A 19,495-nucleotide genomic window follows, 5' to 3' on the forward strand; every position below is an offset into this window, starting at 1 on the left:
AGGCAGATCGACCGGACCGGGCAGGCGATGACCGAGCCGTCGACGGCGACCACCGCGCCGTCGACGGCCATCCGCCGGACCCGGGTGACCACCTCGTCCGGGTCGTGCACCAGCGCGTCCGGCCGCGAGCGCGGCACCAGGCGACCGTCCGGAAGGTAGCCGCGGTCGGCGAAGCCCTCTCCGACGACGGTCAGGCCCTTCTGCGCGGCGTGCCGGGCCAGCACCGATCCCGGCTGGCAGAGCACCGGCAGTGCCGGGTCATAAGCCAGGACGGCCGCCACCACCGCAGAGGCCTGGCCTTCGTCGACCGCGGCGGTGTTGTATAGGGCGCCGTGGGGCTTCACATAGCGGACACGGTCACCGGCGACCTTGCAGAACGCCTCCAACGCCCCGATCTGATAGAGAATGTCGTCTCGCAGCTCGTCGTGGTCGTAGTCGATGCGGCGGCGGCCGAATCCGGCGAGGTCCCGATAGCCGACCTGAGCGCCGACGGCCACGCCCTTGTCGACGGCCAGCCGGCACACGCGGTACATCGTCGAAGGGTCGCCGGCATGGAAGCCGCAGGCCACGTTGGCCGAGGTCACCACGTTGAGCAAGGCGTCGTCGTCACCCAGGCGCCAGGCTCCGAAGCCCTCACCGAGGTCGGCGTTCAGGTCGATCGCACTCACGGAAGCCAACGGTAGTCCCCGAGCGCACCCACTTGAGCGGCGTAAAAGCACCCATCCGAGCGGCGTAGCCACCACCCGAGCAGCGTGAAGACACCCGGGCGAGTGCCATAAATTCCCCCGTACGATACGGGCAAAACGGACGATCAACCGTTTGCCCGTCGTATCTTCATGCGGAAATCACTCGCGAGCGGCAACCGTATCCGGCATCACTACCTACCAGTAACCTACGGTGCCGTAACCTGGAGATCGTGACGACCTCAGCCCCGTTTCGGATGAAGCCGACCGACCTCGGCAAGCCGCGACTCCGCGGCCGGTTGCATCAGTACGCGTTCTTCGTCGCGCTGGTCTGCGGCATCGTGCTCAGCTCGATCGCGTTGAGCCGGCCCGGCATCGCGCCGTTCCTGAGCTGCTTGCTCTACAGCATCACCGTCTGTGGGCTCTTCGGCACCAGCGCCCTCTACCACCGGCGCGTCTGGAGCGAGCGCGGCTATCAGATCATGCGCCGGGCCGACCATTCGATGATCTTCATCTTCATCGCCGGCACCTACACGCCGTTCTGCATCCTGCTGCTGGACGACGCGATGCAGGCCATCATGCTCAGCCTGGTGTGGGGCGGCGCGCTCGGCGGTGTCGCGCTCAAGGTGATCTGGCCGCACCTGCCGCGATGGGTGGGCGCCCCGCTCTACGTCGCGCTCGGGTGGGTCGCCGTCGCGATCGTCCCGGACGTCCTGAAAGTCGGCGGAGTCACCTGCCTGGTCCTGCTCGCCGTCGGCGGCGTCATCTACACCGTCGGCGCGGTCTTCTACGCGCTGCGCCGGCCCAACCCGTGGCCCACCGTCTTCGGGCACCACGAGTTCTTCCACGCGTGCACGCTGGTGGCGGCGATCTGCCACCACATCGCTGTCTACTTCGCTCTGTACGCCTAGGCGGCACCGTGACGACAACGGCTCGGGCTTCGTCGAAGCCCGAGCCGTTCGTGCGTCAGGAGTAGGACGGCGGGGGCGGCGGGACGTCGTCGCGACGAACCTCGCGGTACTCCGTGTAACCCGCCCCGGTGGCCGGCTGCTGCGTCCGGGTCACCACGGTGCGGCGACGGTTACTCCAGAACGCCAACGTGATGACCAGGCCGGCGAGTCCGGCCAGCATGAGGATCCAGCCGATCACGCCGATGTCGAGCCCACTGATGTCCGCCTCCACGGCGAACGCCAGGATCGCGCCCAGAGCGAGCAGGAAAATGCTTGCGCCGATGCCCATCGGAGCCTCCTCGGGGGATGTCCGCCCGGCCGGGCGATCCCGCTCGACCGTGATGAATGCGTCGATCGAGCGTTTACCCGCACGCCTCAAGTTCCAATCAGGCAAGCTGTACCGATGACCACGCGGACGCTGATCCTGCTGCGCCACGCCAAGGCCGAGACGCCCGGCGACTTCGACGACTTCGACCGCGCCCTCACCGAGCGGGGCGGCTCCGACGCCGACGCGGCCGGCGCCTGGCTCGCCGACGAGCGCCTGCACCCCGACCTGGTCCTCTGCTCCCCCGCGAAGCGCACCCGGCAGACGTGGCAGAACGCGGCGATCGCCCTCTTCCAGGGCCGGTCGGCTCGCCCGGCGCCCGAGGTCCACTATGAGGAGTCGCTCTACCTGGGCCGCGGTGGCGAGGTGTTCGCGCTGCTCCAGGCCCTGCCGGACAATATTCGCACGGTCCTGGTCGTCGGCCACAACCCGACGATGTCCGAAGTGTCTGCTCTGCTGCTGCCCGACGACCAGTACTCCGGCACGGTGGTGGAGATGCGGACCTCCGGCATCGCCGTCCACACCGGGGAGAAGCCGTGGGCCGAGGCCCAGCCCGGGGCGATGCGCCTGACCCGCTCGCACACCGCCCGCGGCTGAGAGACCTTACTTGCGGTACCAGGTCCGGGTGGTCGTGGACTTCACGTTACCGAGCTTGTCGTACGCCCGGACCAGCACCTTCATCGTCCGCTTCTGCTTCGACGCGTTGAAACTCAGCAGGTAACCGGCCTTCACGTCCCGAGCCACCACCTTTCCGTTCACGACCAACTCGACCCGGGCGACACCACCGGCGTCGGAGGCCTTCACGTACACCTTGGTCGTGCCCTTGAGCCGGGCCTTGTTCCTCGGGCCCTTGCTGATCGACACCGCCGGCCCCGCGTTGTCCGCTGTCACCCGGCGGGTGTAGGTCCGGGTGTTGCCGAAGCCGTCCGTCAGTGTCCAGGCAAGATCGACGTTGCCGTTGTACGTGCCGGTCCGCACCGCTAGCGCGTACGGCGCCGTGGTGTCCGTGCCGACGTAGAGGCCGTTGACCGAAAGCTCGGCCTTGCTTACACCGGAGACGTCACTGACGCCGCTCAGGGTGCTGGTGAAGGTGCCGCGGACCCGTGCCGCGTCCGCCGGGCTCATCGCGGTCGCCACCGGGCCGGCGAGGTCGACGACGACCTGGTGGGTCAGCTCGGTCCGGTTGCCGACCAGGTCCTCGGCGATCACCCGGATGTCGCCGGTCGCGGGCGGCACGATGGTGGCCTCCCACGAGCGAGTCGACCCGATCCGGGTCATCGCCGTCCCGTTGGCCGTCACCGAGCGCATCTGCTCCGTGGTAGCCACGGTGTAGACGACTCGCACCGGCCCGTGGATCCGCTCACCGGCGTAGGGCGTCTCGATCACGCCGCCGGGTGCGACATCGTCCACCACGACGGTACGGCTGAGGTCGGTCATGTTGCCCGCTGCGTCGAACACGTTGAGGTGGATCTGGCCGAGCCCGTTCGGGGTGATACGCCCGATCCAGCGCCGCGGGCCGTCCTGCGTCAGCGCGACGTCGTTGGCCCGCACCAAGGTCAGATTCTCGGCCGTCGCGGAGGTGAAGACGACGTCGACCGGCCCGGCAGGCACGGCCATGCCCTGGGCCGGGGCGTCGATCGTTCCGGTCGGCGGCGTCGAGTCGACCTGCACGGTGGCGGTGCGCTCGGCCATCTGCCCGGCGTAGTCCCAGACCCGCACGGTGTAGGTGAGCGGCCCGTTCCGGTCCGCCGGCGGCGTCACCACCAGCGAGTTCTCCCAGATGTGGTTCCGCCGGACGATCCGGCCTTCGGACTCCACCTCGTAGCGCTGGATCGCATGATCCTCGACGATCTTGGGAGTCACCGCGAACTGCCGCCCCGGCAACAGCTGGTCGGCCGGGGAAACGGAGGTGATCTGCGGCGCGACGTCGTCGGCGGCGCCCAGGTCGTGCAGCAGACCGGCCGCGTCGAGGACCGGCGCGTCCTCGGCCTCCATCCGGCCGCCCCGGCCCGCCGAGGCGAGAATCGCGGCACGCAGGGCGGCGCCGTCCAGATTCGGCTTCACCGAGAGGCCGAGCGCCGCGACACCGGACACCAGGGCCGCCGACACCGAGGTGCCGAGCATCACCTGGGACTGCGACCGGGCGTTCAGTGCCTCGTAGTGCCGGTCGGCCGCGATGTCGACCCACGGGGTGGACTCGTGGCCGTTGCGGTTGGAGGCGTTCGCCGGGCGCCCGCCGGCTCCGGCCGAGCCCACGGCCAGCACCGATTCGATCGCCGCCGGATAGTACGGCGCGAGGCTGGAGTCGTCACCGGCCGAGGCGACGACGAGGGAGCCGGCGGCAGTCGCTGTCTCCACGGCCTCCTCGAGGAGGCGGCTGCGGGTGGGCGTGCTCAGTGACAGGTTGATGACCCGCGCATCCTGCTGGGCGGCCCACACGATGCCGGCCGCGACGGTCGAGGTGTATCCCTTCGCGATCCCGGACTGCCGGCTCAGCACCCGGACCGGGAGGATCGAGCACCTGCCGCAGACGCCGGTCCCGCCGGCCCCGTTGCCGTGCTGGGCCGCGATGGTGTTGGCCACCATGGTGCCGTGGTTGTCGTCGTCGGCCGGGTCGGCGTCGCCGTCCACGAGGTCGCGGCCGGGAAGCAGCCGGGGACCTTTCAGGTCGTCGGTCGGGGAGACGCCGCTGTCGACGACCGCCACCGTCACCGACGGGCTGCCGGTGCTCCAGGTCCAGGAGAACGGGATCTGGTTGTTCCATCCGGATCGCCGGTTCGACGCCTCGTCCGGGTCGGCGTCGGCGACGACGGTGCCGTCCGCCTCCGCGTACCGCACCGAGGCGTCGGCGGCCAGGGTGGAGAGCGCGGCCGCCCGCTCGGCCGTCGGCACGGTGACGGTGATCGCTTTCAATCCGGGCACAGCCTGCGGCTCGGATGCTCGCCCGCCGAGCGCGGCCACCACGACGGCCGGGTCGGCGCTGTCGGTGAGCCCGACGACGAGGCGGGTGGTGGTGTCAGCGGCCGACACCGGAACGGCGGTGAGCCCGGTCAGGAGAAGAGCGGCAAGAGATGTGGAGACGATGCGCACCGATGGCCCCCGCGCCAGTGATCAGCATAAAAATGATGATCATCATAACGCACGACGGTACGGTTGCGTAGCGTCGAAAATGGCCGAAAAGACGTAGGCCGGCGGACTTCGTTGTCCGCCGGCCTACGTCTTTTTCAGGAGAGTGGGAAAAGCTTCAGAAGATCAGAACGCGTCCTCGTCCAGGTCCATCAGGTCGAGGGTGGTGTTCTCGATGATCCGGCGGTCGGCACCGATCCGCGGCAGGATCTCGCGGACGAAGAACCGGGCCGCGGCCACCTTGCCGGTGTAGAACTTCTTGTCCGGCTCGGAGACCTCGCCGTTCAGCGCGTTGAGCGCCACCTCGGCCTGGCGCAGCAGCAGCCAGGCGAGGACCACGTCGCCGAGGGCGAGCAGGATCCGGCGAGAGCTCAGGCCGATCTTGTACAGCTCACGGGACTCACCGCCCTGGACGGCCTGGAGCCAGCCCAGCGTGGTGCCGAGGATGCTCTGCATCTCGCCGAGCGCCTTGCCGAGGGCGAGCCGCTCGTCCTTGAGCTGGCCGTTGCCGGCCTCACTCTCGATGAAGCCCTGAATCTCGCCGGCGATGGTGCCGAGCGCCCGGCCGTTGTCCTTGACGATCTTGCGGAAGATCAGGTCGAGGCTCTGGATCGCGGTCGTGCCCTCGTACAGGGTGTCGATCTTCGCGTCCCGGACGTACTGCTCCAGCGGGTAGTCCTGGAGGAAGCCGGAACCACCGAAGGTCTGCAGCGACTCGGCGCCCAGCAGCTCGTACGCCCGCTCGGAACCGACGCCCTTGACCAGCGGAAGCAGGAAGTCGTTGATCTTGCTGGCGATCTTGGCGGCCTTCTCGTCGCCGGCGGCCTCCGCGATCGCGATCTTGTCCTGCCAGGTCGCGGTGTAGATCACCAGGGCACGCAGCGCCTCGGCGTACGACTTCTGGGTCATCAGCGACCGGCGCACGTCGGGGTGATGGGTGATGGTGACCCGCGGGGCCGCCTTGTCGCCGTTCTGCACCAGGTCGGCGCCCTGTACGCGGTTCTTCGCGTACTCCAGCGCGTTCAGGTAGCCGGTCGACAGGGTGGCGATCGCCTTGGTGCCGACCATCATCCGGGCGTTCTCAATGATCATGAACATCTGCCGGATGCCTTCGTGCTGCTCACCCAGCAGCCAGCCCTTGGCCGGGGTGCCGTGCTCGCCGAAGGTCATCTCGCACGTGTTCGAGACCTTGAGGCCCATCTTGTGCTCGACGTTGGTGGCGTAGACGCCGTTGCGCTCACCGAGCTCGCCGGTCGCCGGGTCGAAGTGGTACTTCGGCACGATGAAGAGCGAGAGGCCCTTGGTGCCCGGACCGCCGACGCCCTCGACGCCCACCGGGCGAGCCAGCACGTAGTGGATGATGTTGTCGGTCAGGTCGTGCTCACCCGAGGTGATGAAGCGCTTCACGCCCTCGATGTGCCACGAGCCGTCCGGCTGCGGGATGGCGCGGGCGCGGCCGGCGCCGACGTCCGAGCCGGCGTCCGGCTCGGTGAGGACCATGGTCGAGCCCCACTGCTTCTCAACGAAGAGCTTGGCCCACTCCTTCTGCTCCTCGGTGCCCTCGTGCCAGATGACGTTGGCGAAGGCAGGACCCGACGCGTACATCCAGATGGGGGCGTTGGCACCCAGGATCTGCTCGGCGATGGCCCAGTAGAAGCTCCGCGGAGCGGAGGTGCCACCGATGCCGGCCGGCAGGTCGAGCCGCCAGAACTCGGAAGCCATGAACGTCTCGTAGGACTTCTTGAACGACTCCGGCAGCGGCGCGGTGTGCGTCGCGGGGTCGAAGACCGGAGGGTTGCGGTCACTGTCGACGTAGCTGGCCCCGAGATCCTCCCGAGCCAGCCGGTTGACCTCCGCGAGGATGTCGCGGGCAGTCTCCACGTCGATCTCGTCGAACGGCGCCTGGCCGAACGCCTTCTCTGCTCCGAACACCTCAAACAGGTTGAACTGGAGGTCACGAAGGTTGCTCTTGTAGTGCGTCATGGTGCTTGGCCCCGCTCTCCGGACGCGAGTTACCCGTCAGTAACCCCACTGTATTACTCATCGGTAGCCAACGACAACCCGGGCAGGGTTTCCGGTCGAACTCACCGGTAGGGGTGGCTTGTCCGTCGGTTCGTGGGCCAAACGTCGCCGATCAGGTGGCAGCGGATACAGCCGTTCGGCCATTTGCCTACTTCGACACGCGTCCCACGTATCGCCCGCGGAGACGGCTCGTTTCACCGGATAGACAGCTACGAACAGGGGGACGCCATGTTCGCAACGCTCAAGGGCCTGATTCCGGAGCCGCGTCAGGCCAGCCAGCCACGAAACTACGTCGGGCGGCATCGGCAGCCCGATCCGCTTCCGCCGGGACCGGCGCCGACCTCACCGGCCGCGCCGGCCGAACCCGAGGACCACGCGGCCTGAGTCAGCTGCCCGCAGCTCCGACTTCCCAGCTCGGCACCGGAACGGCAGTGCCGCCGTCCGGGCCGGCGTACTCCAGCAGTACCAGCGCGATGTCGTCCTCGAGCCGCCCGTAGACCCAGTCGGTCAGAGCGGTCTCCAACGACGCCAGACCGTCCCCGACCGTGCCATGGCCCAGCAGGCGCCACGCCCGGTCGGCCGTCGGGAAGAACTCACCCTCCCGGCGGGCCTCGCCGAGGCCGTCGGTGAACAACAGCAGCCGGTCGCCCGGCTCCAGCCGCTCCACCCGCGCCTTCACCTCCGGCATGAACCCGAGCGGCGGGGCCGGCGCCGGTGGCTCCAGCGGAATGACCTGCCCACGGCGCAGCAACAACGGCGCCGGATGTCCACAGTTGACGATGGTGAGCGTGCCGCCACGCTCCTCGACCAGGGCCGCGGTCACGAAGTCCTCATCGCCGACGCTGCGGGCCACCGCCCGGTCCAGGTCCTGCACGATCGACTTCAGATCGGCTCGCTCGTACGCGACATGCCGGTACGACCCGAGCACGATGCTCGCGAGCCGGACCGCGTCCAGGCCCTTCCCGCGTACGTCCCCGATGATGATCCGCACCCCGTACGGCGTGTTGAGAGCCTCGTACAGGTCGCCGCCGATGTCCGCCGCCGCCGTCGCCGAGATGTACCGCCCGGCCACCGCGAGGGCCCCCACCTGCGGACCGATCGGCCGCAGCACCGCCTGCTGCGCTACCGCCGCCAGGCGCAACAGCTCGGCGATCTTCTCGGACTGCCGCTCCCGGACGGTGGCCCCGGCGGCCGCCACACCGGTCGCCAGCACGATCCCCATCAGGTTGACCAGGCCGGCCATGCCCTGCTGAGGGTCGGACACGCCGACGAAGACCGCCCCGACCACGGTCGTGAACACGCCCGCCCCGAGCACCAGCTGCCAGACCGCGAAGACCGCGGCGAGGAAGGGAACCGCCGCGAGCAGGCCGACGAAGTGCGCCGAGGGGCCGTCGGCCAGTTCCACGGCGGACACGACGGCGAGCAGCACGAGGGCCGCGCCGAGGCCGGCGCGGTTCCCTGGGCTCAGCGGGCGTCGTCCCGCCATGAAAGTACGCATGGTTCCGCGGAACAGCATGCCCGATCGACCTGACGTCGGGCATCAACTTGACCCCTAGGCTGAGCAGGTTCTGACCCACCGTCGCTTTGGTTGTCATTCGGTCGGTCCAAAGAAGGGCGACAGCCGGTGACAGGATGTCCCCGTGACCGACGATCTCCGTGACCTTCTCCGCTCGGCTTTCCGCTGGACCGACCTCGGCCCCAGCCATGACTACATGGTGAGCGATCGCTCCGGCTGGTGGCGTGACCCGAAGATCCTGGACGGGCTCGGCCCGGCTCTGGCCGCCCTCTTCCAGGCGGAACGGCCGACCGTGGTGGTCGCGCCCGAGGTCACCGGGTTCATGGTCGGACCGCTGGTGGCGCGGGCCCTCGGGGTGGGGTTCGTCGAGGCGTACCGGGCCGGAGCCCGCCGGGCCATCGCCGAACCGATGATCTGGGCCGACGTTCCCGCCGATCACCGCGGCGACGTGCAGCGACTCGGGATCCGGCGCGACCTCGTCGGGCCGGACGACCGCGTTCTCGTCGTCGACGACTGGGCCGCCACCGGCGCCCAGGCCCGCGGCCTGCGCGAACTCCTCGGAACGCGGTACCTGGGCGTGGCGGTGATCGTCGACGAGTGCCCGCCCGCGATCTCCGCCGAGCTGGCCATCAGGAGTCTGCTGACCGGAATGGACCTCGACCCGTAAGGCACTCCCGGCGCTCACCAACGTGGACCACGCCGTCCACCGGACCTTCGGCGGCCGGCCCCTGACCGGCACGGAGGCCCGCGTTTCCCGGGCGCGCCGGGCGGCTTCTCAGTCGCGGGTCCGCTGATATCCGGCGAGAGCGCCCCGGGTCGGGTGCCAGCCCGTCGCGGTGTAGGTGGCCAGGCCCTGCCGCACGTACGGGTCCGCGGCGATCAGCTCCTGCGCCTCCGCCTCGGTGTCGACGTCCAGCAGGATGATGCCCCCGGTCGGTGGGTCGATCCGGCCGGCCGTGACCGCGTAACCGCCCTTCTCCAGGTCGGCGATGAAGGCCAGGTGGTCCGCACGCGCCGCGTCCACCTCGGTGAGCGGCTTCAGGTAGGTCGAAATCATGAGATACACGCCGCCATCGTAGATCCGCCGACTGTGCCACCCCGGCCCTCGGCCGTCCGGCTGGTACTGATTCGCCCTGGTGACAGCTACCTTTCCGGGGTGCAGATTCAGATCACCGCGGTTTCCGATCCGGCGCTGATCGCGGCCGCCGCCCGGCACGGCCTGCGACGGCCGGTGCTGACGGCCCGGCTTGCCGGATGGGCGTTCCTGCTGCTCGCGGTGCTTCTGCTGGTCACCACCGGCGACCTCGACCCGGCGCTGACGGCCACCGGAGCGGCCCTCGCCGTGCTGGTTCCCGTGGTCCTGCTCAACCGGACCGCGCAGAGCCTGCGGGCCGCACGCCTGACCACCTACGAGATCAGCGAGGGCGGCGTCGCCAGCTCCGACGCGGTGAGCCGGCACGCGTACGCCTGGCGCGCCTTCCGGTCCGTCGAGCAGTTGTCCGGGCAGTTGCTCTTCAGCATGCGAGGCGCCCGCTTCCTGCCCGTGCCGACAGCCGGGCTCAGCGCGGCCGAGATCGAACAGGTCCTCGGCGCGGCCTCGGCCGGCGGGCTCCGGGTCCGCCGGCTATTGGCTCACTGAAAGACCCGGTCGGGGTACGCCCGAACACTCGATCGGGGTACGGCCGACGTCGGTCAGTGGGTGGACCAGGTGCGGAAGTTCTGTGCCGAGCGGCTCGCCGTGGGACCGCGCTGCCCCTGGTAACGCGACCCGTAGACCGCGGAACCGTAGGGGTGCTCGGCCGGGCTGGACAGCCGGAAGATGCACAGCTGACCGATTTTCATCCCTGGCCAGAGCTTGATGGGCAGGTTGGCCACGTTGGAGAGCTCCAGCGTGACGTGCCCGGAGAAGCCCGGGTCGATGAAGCCGGCGGTCGAGTGGGTGAGCAGGCCGAGACGGCCCAGGCTGCTCTTCCCCTCCAGCCGCGCGGCCAGATCCTGTCCGAGAGTGATCACCTCTAGCGTGGACGCCAGGACGAACTCGCCCGGATGCAACACGAACGGCTGACCGTCCTCCACCTCGACCGGCGCGGTCAGGTCGTCCTGCTGCTCCGCCGGGTCGATGTGGGTGTAGAGGTGGTTGTTGAACACCCGGAAGAAGCGGTCCAACCGCACGTCGATGCTGGACGGCTGCATGAGCGACGGCTCGAAGGGCTCCAGCGAGAAGCCTCCGGACTTGATTTCGGAGACCAGGTCACGGTCGGAGAGCAGCATCGCAACACCATACCGACCTGCCCGGATCGGCGTGTTTGGTGGCCGGGTCGAACGTATGTTCGATAGAATGGCCGCATGGCTTCCTGGTCCGATTTCGCCGTCGCCGAGCCGGCGCTCGCCGACGGCATCCGAGCGCTCCTCCAGCAGTACGGGCCCGGCATGGGCTATCTGGCGACCATCCGTCCCGACGGCGGCCCGCGGGTCCACCCCATCTCGCCGGTCTTCACCGACGGCGGCCTCTATTGCTTCGTCGTCGACTCGCCGAAACGCCGCGACCTGGAGCGCGACGGGCGATACGCCCTCCACGCCTACCCGCCCGAGGACAACGACGACGAGGCCTGCCTCACCGGCCATGCCCTGCCCGTCCGCGACCCACGGGTCGTCACCCACCTGGCCGGCACCCTGCACGCCTCACCCGACGTCGACTGGCGGCTCTTCGAGCTCACGGTCGAGACCGCCATGCTCCGCCGGCACGGTCCGGCGGGCGCCCTGCCGCTGGCCGCCACGCCGTTTCTTCCGGCCTACGCCCAGACCTGGCACGCCCCGCGTCCCTTACGCCCGCTCGCCGTCGCCAGCTGACCCGCGAAGCCACCCACCGTCCGCGAAACGGCCTCGCCACCTCTGCCACTCAACCACCACAGATCCCGGGGCCGCGCCTTCACCACAACGGAGAATCAGGTACAGTGGAGCAGCTTGCGGGTGTAGTTCAATGGCAGAACATCAGCTTCCCAAGCTGACAGCGCGGGTTCGATTCCCGTCACCCGCTCCACATACGGAAGCCCTGGTCAGGACATATGTCCCGCCAGGGCTTCCGTCGTTCTAGGCCATGCTGAACCGGGGATGGGCCATTAACGGGCCTTAGCCCGCCTCGGCGGGCCGTTCGCCGCCATCGACAACCCACTTCGCCTTTGCGCTTGCTCGGCTTGCGCCGGGGCCGCCATTACCGCCCGGTCCATCGCGTCGGCGATCCCGTGATCGGCCTCCCGGCTGGCGTGCCCCTCATTCAAGATCCAAGCCACTAGCGGGCTAATGCAGCAGGCTACTTGAGGTCGCTCCAGGCCACTCGATCTCCCGCTGAACTGTGATCCAGGGTGATCACCAGGGGGTCTCGTACGGTTTGACAATCGCCGCAAAATAAAGTTGCGGTACGAGCAATAGCCCGTACCGCAACTTCACCTATAGCTGGCGATCTTTCCTGATCAGCAGAGGACCGTCTTGTCGTAGTCCGCGAGGACACTCAGCGAGTACCAGGTCTTCGTGGCCCCTGCCGCAAGGGTGATGCACGGTGAATCGGTGCCCCAGTCCAGAATGATTCGCACCTTCTTAGTGGAGCCGCAGTTATTCTTGAGGGTGACTCCCACGGGGTTGGTGTCCGAGTCAGCATTGTGAATAGTGCGCCCGATACAGCTGGGGGCTGTGGTGGCCGCGAATGCAGGAGTTGCACCGACACCGACGGCAATCGTCCCTAGAATCGAGACGATAGCCGTACGAGTGATAGCCTGCTTCATTCGTTTCCTCCCGTGTGTTTGATTGATCAGCGCGATCAATCGAGCAAGATCGACGTTAACAGTTCGTGATGCCGATGTACACACATTGAGCAACTCCACTATGTGATCAATCTCACTCCCAATATTGGTGTGTCAATATATAGGTTGCACGCAGAGAGATCCAGTAGATATCATGGATCTAATAGTTGCGTCAGGTGAATTTTCCGCCCTAGCCTCGGCTTTTCATTAAGGGCTATCCTAAAAAGGGGCCGGAAATGCAGAATGCCTTCTGATCAGGAGAAATAGGCTTGTTAAGAGCCCCGGTAACCCGTCGCGGAAGGCACTTGCTGGTCGGTCACGCCGCCGGCACCCGGCTACTCGCCCGATGCGACCGGTTTGACCAGCGCGTTCAGCCAAGTATTGGCCGGACTGCGGCAGCAGCAGGGCGGGTGCGACAGGCACCTCGACATCCGATTCAGTATCGCCGCGACCACCGAACCGGTCCGAGAAGCGATGCGGACCGCGACCAGCTCGGTCCGCGATCAATCAAGCCTGGCTCCCACTCGCCATGACCGGCATCGACCTGTTCGCCCGGACCCAGATCCGATTCCTGGACAGCGATCTCGCCATCAACCAAACGAATCGCCGTCATCGAATAATGACTATGGAATGACGCCCGAGCGAAATACCGAAGTTGGCCCTGTCCCCCCCCGTGCCCCCGATGTGACCTGAGCTGCGTAAACGGTGGGGCAGTCGGGAGAAAGTGCCTCCCGCCTGGCCACGCCGACCGCCTGCCCCTCATCCAAGATACGGGCCATTACGGCGGGCTACTTGAGGGCATTCCAGGCCACTCGATCTCCCGCTGAGCTGTGATCCAGGGTGATCACCAGGGGCCTTGTACGGTTCCCAATCTGACAGCGCGTGTTCGATTCCCGTCACCCGCTCCACATACGGAAGCCCTGGTCAGGACATATGTCCCGCCAGGGCTTCCGTCGTTCTAGGCCATGCCGAAAAAGGGCTCGACCATCGGCCCGGCCATCGGCTCACCGCGACGGCCGGTCCCTCGCCCTCGGCAACCCGCTGTCATCACCTTGCCGGGCTGTCGTGGAGGTGCGGACACCGGACAGCGGGTCACGCTCGGCGTGGCCCACTGTCCGGTCGCGTCAGCAGCCGTCAGGCCCGCGGAGCCTCGGATCGCCGTCGTCGCACGGTCACCAGCAGCACACCCACCACGACGAAGAGTGCGCCGATGCCGGCGAGCCCGGCCACATTCGCACCGGTCAACGCCAGCGGGCCGTCCGCCGCGGCTGTCGGCTCGGTGGCGGGCGAGCTTGCCGGCGAGGTGGACGGACCTCCGGCAGCCGGCCCCGATGACGAACGGGAAGCCGACGGAGCAGCGGGTTTCGGACTCGACCCGGAACCGGGCGGAGCGGACGGGCTGGAGGAGGCGCTCGGCCCGCTCGAGGGGCGCGGCGGCCGCGGAATGTCCGAGACCTTGGCGTACACCCGCCATTCGAAGGTCACCGAGGCACGCTGCCCCGCCGGATCGGTGGCGGTGACGACCACCGTCGAGGTACCGGCGGTGGTGGGAGACCCGGAGATGAAGGATTCCCCGGGTCGGAGCGTCAATCCGGGTGGCAGTCCCGTGGCGGTGTACTTGACCTCGTCGTGGCTGCTTTTCAGCTTCACGAACTCCGTCGATCCGACGATTCCGATCCGTTGCCCCGGGCTGTTCACCGTCAGAGGCGGCAAGATGTAGATCGATGGCTTTGTCATGGCGGAGTTCCCGGCCGGGTCCTTGGCCGTGACCTCTGGAACGGCCGTCGTCGGCTCGGCCACCACGCCTGTGACGCGGCCGGTCGCGGGATCCAGCGTCAGCCCGGCAGGCAGTCCGGTGGCGCTGTAGGTCACCGGGTCGTCCTGCGGGTCGTACGCCTTGACGGTGAACGTGACCGGCTTGCCTGCCACGCCGTACACCGGGGGAAGCTGTTCGATCGCGGGACGCTGCGGCGGCGTCCCGGGCTTGGGATCCGTCGGCTGGGGGCCCGTCGCGACCGGATCGGATCCGTCGACGGCGACAGCCTTCCATGCCGCGTCCACGGCCTTGCGCTCGCTGCTGTCGGCGCCGTACAGATCGGCGGCGGCCTTCAGCGTGGCCTCGCGGGCGGCGGAGTAGTTGGTGTAGGACACCATGTACGTGGTCAGAGCCCGGTACCAGATCTTGCCGGCTTTGTCGTTGCCGATGCCGGTGACCGCCGGGGCTCCGCCGCACGTCGGGCTGTCGCCCCACTTCGACTTACCGCTGCCCACGGCGAGGGTGTAGAAGAACTTGTTCCCTACGCCGGAGCCGTGGTGAACGTCCAGGCTCTTGAGCGCCGGCGTCCAGCACGACAGCGACTCGCCGTCCTTGGCCGGGTCATCCATGAAGCGCAGCGGTTTGTCGGCGCCGTTCCGCTGCTCACTCTGCAGGTAGTCCGGCGGGTCGGCGGGGTTGTCGGCGTGGAACTCGACAAGCGCGCCGAAGATGTCGCTGGCCGCCTCGTTGAGGCTGCCGGACTCACCGGCGTAGATCAGGTCCGCGGTGGCGGAGGTGATTCCGTGCGCCATCTCATGCGCCACCGTGTCGATCGAGGTCCATGCCGCGGGCATCGCGGACCTCGCTGCCGCCCCGGTCGGGGTCGATCAGCTCGAACGTGCCGTCGGCACGGCGGGTGGTGCTCCGCGACACCTTCCCGGAGTGCTGGCCGTGCCCGCTCCCGGCTTCCGTGCGCTCGTTGTCGTAGGCGCGGCGAACGGCGCCGGTCGTCGCGTCGACCACGACGGTCATCGCGCTCGCGTCGAGCCCTTCGACGAGCACCCGCCAGGCCAGCCGCGGCGCGCCGTCACCGGCGTCGACGACCAGTGTCGGGGTGGTCCGAGGCTCCTTGCCGGTGAACTTCGCCTCGGCCACCTTGGCCGCTCTCGCCGCGGTCACGTCGGGTGTGGTCGACACCGAGATCGTCGCGCTCTGAGTCAGCGTCGTGTCCCGGAGCCGGCCGTCGGGGCCGGAGTGCACGATGAAGTCACCGCCGAGCACCTCCAACCCCCGGTAGGTGCGATCGAAGCGGACGTGCCGGCTGCCGTCCTTCTCCACCAGCGCGGAACTCGACTGGTAATCCTCCGCCGCGACACCGCGCACGAGCGCGCGGTCACCGACGACGATCTCCTTCGCCTGCGTGGCCGCCTTCTTCGGGCTCGGTCTGCCCTGCGCCGGGCTCGGCTGGTCCGGCTGGTCCGGCTGGGAGCGTCCGCTGCCGGTTGTCGCACCTGTACCGGGAACCTCCGCGGATGACGACGCCGCGGGCCGGGCGGACGACGACGTTCCCGCCTTCCAAGCGGCGGAGTCCTGCGCGGATGTCCCGGGCCCGTGCGTCCCGGCAATGACCAACGCGACACCCGCGCCGGTCACGACGGTGGCGACGCCGGTGACGGCCAGCCGCAACCGCGTCGAATTTCTTCGACTCATTCCTATATTGCCCCGTGTTGATACCGCCAAGTGCACGACGCACCATTCCAGACCGAGCCAAACGGGGCAAAATCGTTGTGCCGGACACCCGATCACCACCGGGTCGCACGCGGTGGTACAGAGATGAACCACTCGGCCGGAAGGCGGCGTTAACGTCGGCGGCATGACCCTACGACGGAGCGCCGACCCCGCGGTCGGCGATCAGATCCGTGCGCGCCGCCTGCTTCGCGGGTGGAGCGTCCGGTACGCCGCCAGCAGGGCCGGTGTCTCACATGCCACCTGGAGTCGTATCGAACGGGGGCTGCAGACAGCCGACAACCGATTCATGCTGGCGGGCATCGCCGGGGCGCTGGAATGCGCGCCGGCCGATCTGGCCGGCGCCGGGGTTCCGGCCCCCGACCGGGCGACCGCGGCGGCCCGAGCCGGGGTGCTCGGCCTGCGCCGGGCACTGGTCGACATCGACCTGACCGAGCCACCTGCCGGGCCCGCACCGTCGATGTCCGAACTGCGGCGGAGCGCCGCCCTGGCCGACGCCCTGCATCAGGCGTGCGACTACGCCGGCGCCGCCCGCCTGCTCCCGGACCTGCTGCGCGACCTGCACACCGAGACGGCCGGACCGGATCATCTCGAGGCGCTGCGGCTGCTCTGCGACGCGACCCACATCGCCTCCACGGTGCTGCGCAGCCTCGGGCATCCCGCGGACGCCTGGCTGGGCGCGGAGCGATGCCGCGACGCGGCGGACGCGACCGGCGACCCGGTGCTTCGAGGGCATGCGGCGTACGCGCTGGCCAGGGCCGCCGTCGCCTGCGGTTCCTACCAGCGGGGGCAGACGCTCGCCGAGCGGGCGGTGGACGACCTGAGCGGGCACCTGAGCCGGCCCGGCGGACCGGAGGTGCTCGGCTCACTGCATCTGGTGGCCGCGCTGGCCAGCCGGTGCCGGCAGCGACTCGACGACAGCATGGACTGGCTGACCGAGGCGGCCCGGATGGCCCGCCGCACCGGCGAGACCAACGTGATGGGCATGTTCTTCGGACCCACCAACGTGGACATCTGGCGGATGAGCATCGAAGCCGACGACGGCGACCCGCTCCGGGTCGTGGAGATCGCCCGGCGTACCGATCCGGCGGCTATCCCGGCCGGCGTGCGGCAGGTCTTCTACTACGCCGACACCGCCCGGGCTCTGACCCGCATCGGCGGACGGGATCGTGAGGCGATCCGTTTCCTGCTGACCGCGGAGCGGATCGCCCCTCAGCACGTGCGTACGTCGGCCGAGCTGGCGGAGACCATCCGAACGCTGCTGGACCGGTCCCGCCGGCAGGCCGGCGGCGCGGAGGTGCGAGCCCTCTACGAACGCATGCAGGCCAACTGAAGCGGTCCGCAAGCATTGCTCATCGCCGTCGGCGACTTCGTCAGTCGCCGACGGCGGCTCGGTCAGTCGCCGATGGCGATGAAGACGTCGTCGATGGCGCCGGCGAACTGGTCGTTGCCGGGGGCGGGCCCCTTGCCGCCGACCCGAAGTGGTTCCGCGTTGGCGATCGTCAGCTGGGGCGGCACCGGAACCCAGGCGCGCGGGGTGCCGTCGACCAGCATGATCAGGCGGGTGGGGGTGCGGCGGCATTCCAGGTCGTGCCAGGTCCCGTCGGCCACGTCGACCCAGGGCTCGGCACGGTAGATGTGCGCACGCTGGCTGGCGATCACGCAGCTCGGATGGCCCTGACGGTGGTCGACCTGGAGCTTGTACTGGCTGACACCACCGACCGAGTAACCCTTCTGCAGCACGTTGGCGCCGTCGGCCAGGTCGGCGTGGGTCATCCGGATGGAGGCGCCGTAGCGCAGCGGGCGGCGGCCGGGGTTGAGGCTGTCGTCGCGCAGGCCTTCGAGAATCGCCCGGGGGCAGGCCCACTCCCGCGGCAGGGTGCAGCGGTCCGGATAGGCGACGGCAAGACCGGACCCTTGGGGTACGAGCCGGAGCGCTCCCCCGTTCTGTCCGAGCGGCCGCAACTCGTGTCCGCCCCGGGAATCGGAGATCGGCCGGCCTACCCCGCCGTTGAAGTCGTAGTGCACCGCGAACGGCCCGTCCGCGACCCGGATCCGCCCAGGCGGGAGGGGTGCCGAGAAGGTGCTGACATTGCTGAGGAAGCCGGGCCGGGCCGGTGGCACCGCCTGCACGGTTCCGGGCCTGCCCGCGCCCGGGGCGACGGGTGGAAGGGTGCCCCGAACGGTCGCGGGCGAAGCGGAGCCTGGGAGGGACAGGGGCGGGAGCGGGGTACGGGCGGGGCCCGGCGAGAAAGCGGTCCGGCCGGAGGAGGCTGCCGGGGTCTGACTGCGGACGGATGACGTGGCGGGTGGTCCGGCGACGGACGGGGTGTGGGTGACGAGGAGGGAGGCCCCGGCCAGGACGAGTGCCGCTGACAGGGCGCCGATCGGTACGGCACGCCGTCGAGTGTGAAGCATGAGGCTATTGTCCCGATTACCACCTGCGTGATGGTCCGGCGCACCGGCTCGCGGCAAAAGCACTCGAAAGGGTTCGCCCGAACCACCGAAGCCGATCCGGGGTAACGCAGATCACCGTATCCGTGACACCGGATGTGCCGCCCCGGCCGGTTCTCCGATCACCGCGTGCAGCACGTCGTCCAGCGTGATCACGCCGAGGGGCCGCCGCCCGTCGCTGACCAGCACGATGTGCAGCCGGTCCCGCCGCATGGTGAGCAGCAGGTCGGCGAGGCTCCGATCGGGCGGCACCACGGCCAGGGGCCGGATCACCTCAGCCGGGATCGGCAGGCGGCGCTGTGCTCCGCCGTACCCGAGGATGTCTTTGACGTGCACGAATCCCAGCACCCGCCGGGTGTCGCGCTGGACCACCGGGAACCGTGAGCGGCCGCTGCGGGTCGCCACCGCCTCCAGCGTCGCCGGGGACACGTCGGCGGCCACCGTGGTGACCCGCGACCACGGCAGCAGCGTGTCCGCGGCGGTCAGGCTGCTGAGGCCGAGGGCGGCGTGGATGCGGGCGTACTGCTCGGAGCCGAGCAGGCCCTCGCTGCGGGCCTGGGTGACCATGCCGGCGAGTTCCTCGGCGGTGAAGACGGTCTTGACCGCGTCCGTCGTCTCGATCTTCCAGATCTTCAGGATCATCTTGGACGCCCAGCGCATCGCGTTGAGCAGCGGCTTGGTGGCGTTGCAGAAGGCCAGCATGAACGGGCCGAGGATGAGCGCGGACTTCTCCGGGCCGGCCAGGGTGATGTTCTTCGGCACCATCTCGCCCACCACCGTGTGCAGGAAGGTCACGATCATCAGCGCGAGCACGAAGGCGATCGGGTGTACGGCGTTCTCCGGCAGGCCGACCGCACGGAACGGGTCCTCCAGCAGATGCGCGACGGTGGGTTCGGCGATCGCGCCGAGCACCAGCGTGCAGATCGTGATGCCGAGCTGCGCTCCGGCGATCATCAGGGGGATCTGGCTCATCGCGGAGAGCGCCCAGCGCGCCGCCTGCGAGGTCTCGGCGAGCGGTTCCAGGGCGGTGCGCCGGGACGCGATCAGGGCGAACTCGCCGCCCACGAAGAGGCCGTTGCCGACCAGCAGGATCGCCACGAACAACAGCTCACTCATGCCG

At 69.0% G+C, this 19,495-nt stretch carries 17 protein-coding genes and 1 tRNA gene; 7 read left to right on the forward strand and 11 right to left on the reverse strand.

The window, feature by feature from the left end; all coding sequences use genetic code 11:
- Positions 1–659, reverse strand: a 659-nt coding sequence (locus tag QLQ12_RS10360) for a LamB/YcsF family protein (protein WP_282759383.1), incomplete at its 3' end; no start/stop codon positions are given.
- 257 nt (positions 660–916) lie between these two features.
- Here QLQ12_RS10360 and trhA point away from each other — a divergent pair.
- Positions 917–1,594, forward strand: coding sequence for a PAQR family membrane homeostasis protein TrhA (gene trhA, locus QLQ12_RS10365; RefSeq protein WP_282758963.1), 678 nt, complete (start codon positions 917–919; stop codon positions 1,592–1,594).
- Between the two features lie 55 nt (positions 1,595–1,649).
- On the opposite strand, the gene QLQ12_RS10370 is transcribed toward trhA, so the two are convergent.
- Positions 1,650–1,922, reverse strand: a complete 273-nt coding sequence (locus QLQ12_RS10370) for a DUF6458 family protein (protein ID WP_282758965.1) — start codon at positions 1,920–1,922, stop codon at positions 1,650–1,652.
- A 114-nt stretch (positions 1,923–2,036) separates the two neighbouring features.
- On the opposite strand from QLQ12_RS10370, the gene QLQ12_RS10375 reads away from it, so the two are divergent.
- Positions 2,037–2,555: a SixA phosphatase family protein gene (locus QLQ12_RS10375; protein WP_282758966.1), complete on the forward strand. Its 519-nt coding sequence runs from the start codon at positions 2,037–2,039 to the stop codon at positions 2,553–2,555.
- A gap of 6 nt (positions 2,556–2,561) precedes the next feature.
- Here the strand turns inward: QLQ12_RS10375 and QLQ12_RS10380 are convergent, their stop codons facing one another.
- The 3 genes from QLQ12_RS10380 to QLQ12_RS10390 all read right to left on the reverse strand — a co-directional run bounded on the left by QLQ12_RS10380 (position 2,562) and on the right by QLQ12_RS10390 (position 8,622).
- Positions 2,562–5,048, reverse strand: a complete 2,487-nt coding sequence (locus QLQ12_RS10380; RefSeq protein ID WP_282758967.1) for a S8 family serine peptidase — start codon at positions 5,046–5,048, stop codon at positions 2,562–2,564.
- A 162-nt stretch (positions 5,049–5,210) separates the two neighbouring features.
- On the reverse strand, positions 5,211–7,067 hold the full coding sequence (locus QLQ12_RS10385) for an acyl-CoA dehydrogenase (protein ID WP_282758969.1): 1,857 nt from the start codon (positions 7,065–7,067) through the stop codon (positions 5,211–5,213).
- A 424-nt stretch (positions 7,068–7,491) separates the two neighbouring features.
- Complete coding sequence (locus QLQ12_RS10390) at positions 7,492–8,622, reverse strand: PP2C family protein-serine/threonine phosphatase (RefSeq protein ID WP_282758970.1); 1,131 nt, start codon at positions 8,620–8,622, stop codon at positions 7,492–7,494.
- 124 nt (positions 8,623–8,746) lie between these two features.
- Here QLQ12_RS10390 and QLQ12_RS10395 point away from each other — a divergent pair, with 124 nt between their 5' ends.
- On the forward strand, positions 8,747–9,289 hold the full coding sequence (locus QLQ12_RS10395) for a phosphoribosyltransferase (RefSeq protein WP_282758972.1): 543 nt from the start codon (positions 8,747–8,749) through the stop codon (positions 9,287–9,289).
- A 108-nt stretch (positions 9,290–9,397) separates the two neighbouring features.
- On the opposite strand, the gene QLQ12_RS10400 is transcribed toward QLQ12_RS10395, so the two are convergent.
- Entirely contained in the window at positions 9,398–9,679 is a 282-nt protein-coding gene (locus QLQ12_RS10400) for a YciI family protein (RefSeq protein WP_282759384.1), read from the reverse strand.
- Positions 9,680–9,778: 99 nt separating this feature from the next.
- Here QLQ12_RS10400 and QLQ12_RS10405 point away from each other — a divergent pair, with 99 nt between their 5' ends.
- A complete protein-coding gene (locus tag QLQ12_RS10405) occupies positions 9,779–10,261 on the forward strand; it encodes a YcxB family protein (protein ID WP_282758974.1) in 483 nt (160 codons plus the stop codon).
- A 53-nt stretch (positions 10,262–10,314) separates the two neighbouring features.
- Here the strand turns inward: QLQ12_RS10405 and dcd are convergent, their stop codons facing one another.
- Positions 10,315–10,893 carry a dCTP deaminase gene (gene dcd / locus QLQ12_RS10410; protein WP_282758976.1) on the reverse strand — a complete coding sequence of 193 codons (579 nt, stop codon included), beginning with the start codon at positions 10,891–10,893 and terminating at the stop codon, positions 10,315–10,317.
- A 75-nt stretch (positions 10,894–10,968) separates the two neighbouring features.
- Here dcd and QLQ12_RS10415 point away from each other — a divergent pair, with 75 nt between their 5' ends.
- Positions 10,969–11,472 (forward strand): pyridoxamine 5'-phosphate oxidase family protein, encoded by a 504-nt coding sequence (locus QLQ12_RS10415; RefSeq protein ID WP_282758978.1) that lies wholly within the window; start codon positions 10,969–10,971, stop codon positions 11,470–11,472.
- Positions 11,473–11,588: 116 nt separating this feature from the next.
- Positions 11,589–11,662 (forward strand) — tRNA-Gly (locus QLQ12_RS10420).
- Between the two features lie 1,891 nt (positions 11,663–13,553).
- Here the strand turns inward: QLQ12_RS10420 and QLQ12_RS10425 are convergent.
- Both QLQ12_RS10425 and QLQ12_RS10430 read right to left on the reverse strand, forming a co-directional pair.
- A complete protein-coding gene (locus tag QLQ12_RS10425; RefSeq protein ID WP_282758979.1) occupies positions 13,554–15,029 on the reverse strand; it encodes a M4 family metallopeptidase in 1,476 nt (491 codons plus the stop codon).
- Complete coding sequence (locus QLQ12_RS10430) at positions 14,989–15,885, reverse strand: hypothetical protein (RefSeq protein ID WP_282758980.1); 897 nt, start codon at positions 15,883–15,885, stop codon at positions 14,989–14,991. Before QLQ12_RS10430 ends, QLQ12_RS10425 begins: the two co-directional genes overlap by 41 nt.
- Positions 15,886–16,048: 163 nt before the next feature.
- On the opposite strand from QLQ12_RS10430, the gene QLQ12_RS10435 reads away from it, so the two are divergent.
- Positions 16,049–17,254, forward strand: a complete 1,206-nt coding sequence (locus QLQ12_RS10435; RefSeq protein WP_282758981.1) for a helix-turn-helix domain-containing protein — start codon at positions 16,049–16,051, stop codon at positions 17,252–17,254.
- A 62-nt stretch (positions 17,255–17,316) separates the two neighbouring features.
- Here the strand turns inward: QLQ12_RS10435 and QLQ12_RS10440 are convergent, their stop codons facing one another.
- A complete protein-coding gene (locus tag QLQ12_RS10440; protein WP_282758983.1) occupies positions 17,317–18,339 on the reverse strand; it encodes a LamG domain-containing protein in 1,023 nt (340 codons plus the stop codon).
- A 111-nt stretch (positions 18,340–18,450) separates the two neighbouring features.
- Positions 18,451–19,491 carry a hemolysin family protein gene (locus QLQ12_RS10445; protein ID WP_282758985.1) on the reverse strand — a complete coding sequence of 347 codons (1,041 nt, stop codon included), beginning with the start codon at positions 19,489–19,491 and terminating at the stop codon, positions 18,451–18,453.
- Positions 19,492–19,495 lie beyond the last annotated feature (4 nt).

The sequence above is a fragment of the Actinoplanes sandaracinus genome (assembly GCF_030009775.1).
In the GTDB taxonomy this organism is placed as follows: domain Bacteria; phylum Actinomycetota; class Actinomycetes; order Mycobacteriales; family Micromonosporaceae; genus Actinoplanes; species Actinoplanes sandaracinus.